Genomic DNA, 1,110 nt, shown 5'->3' on the forward strand with positions numbered 1-1,110 from the left:
GCTTGTGAGAGACCCGGTATCACTACGGTTCAGCGCCCTTCGTCTCAGCGATGAGGCGAGTCAACAATGTGACGCTTGCGAAGGGCTCGTGCAGTTGGCGAGACCGGCGTTAATGCGACGCTTAATGCTGTGCTCGAGCCGTATGCGGGGAAAGCTCGCACGTACGGTTCTTCGGGGGCCGCGTTTCCGAGAGGGAATGCGGCTACCCACTACAAGAATCCCCGGCCGATTAAATGGAAATACGACGATCCATCTCGGCGAATTAGACCAGTGCCATTTCAATGACGCAGTCGACTAGCGGGTAAGAGAGCAGCGTCTCCGCTGCTCCCTCCCCAAAGAACCGCCCAAGCGACTTTCACCGCAGACGGCTCAGGCATGGCTAGAGTATCCGCAACCGATACCGGTCTCGGCAACCTGCGCAAGCCCTTCGCTAGCGTCATATCGTTGGTCTATCCCATTGCTGGGACGAGGGCGCTGAGCTGCAACGAGGCAGCCTCTTCCAAGCTTCCCTACGTCGAACCTCAGATAGTGGCCCGCGACAGCCACACCTCGCGGAAGTCTGCGCCCTTTCAGGCTGGGGCAAAGTTGGAACCCCTATGCACACCATTACAGCATGCCATTCGCTTTCTCCGCGTTCTCTTACCCGCTCCCTCATCAGCCTCCCTCGCGGGTCACCTGCGCCGCTGGATCAAGAATTACGAGGCGCTCCTGAAGGGCGCCGCCGCCCCATGTGACTCGAAGGCTCTGCCCACGGCATTCGTACCGGTGGTGGCGATCAGCGATAACAGCTGGGCGGCTTCGCAGATGCCGCTGCAGCCAGAACCTGATGCACCGGCGGCGCCGATGCGGAGCCACGCGCCACAGCGATCACCGCTGCCCTCGCGCCTGGTGGCGCAGCTGCCCAACGGGGTGAGCCTTGAACTCGAGTGCACCGGGCAGGATTGCGCGCTGCTCAAGACGATGATTGACGCGTTGAGGGGGAGCTGATGTTCCGCTTCGACGACGACCTGAAAGTCTACCTGTACCGCGAGCCGATTGACTTCCGCGCCGGCATCAATACCCTTGCTGCCCTGGTCGCGGAGTCAATGCAGCTGGACCCGCTCGCCCGTG

Annotated in this window: 1 protein-coding gene; it reads left to right on the forward strand. The window is 61.5% G+C overall.

Annotated elements, in window-relative coordinates; all coding sequences use genetic code 11:
* Positions 1-986: 986 nt before the first annotated feature.
* A partial coding sequence (gene tnpB, locus M3A49_RS42895) for an IS66 family insertion sequence element accessory protein TnpB (protein WP_416339119.1) occupies positions 987-1,110 on the forward strand: 124 nt, incomplete at its 3' end.

This window comes from Paraburkholderia sp. CNPSo 3076, from assembly GCF_026343935.1.
In the GTDB taxonomy this organism is placed as follows: Bacteria; Pseudomonadota; Gammaproteobacteria; order Burkholderiales; family Burkholderiaceae; genus Paraburkholderia; species Paraburkholderia nodosa.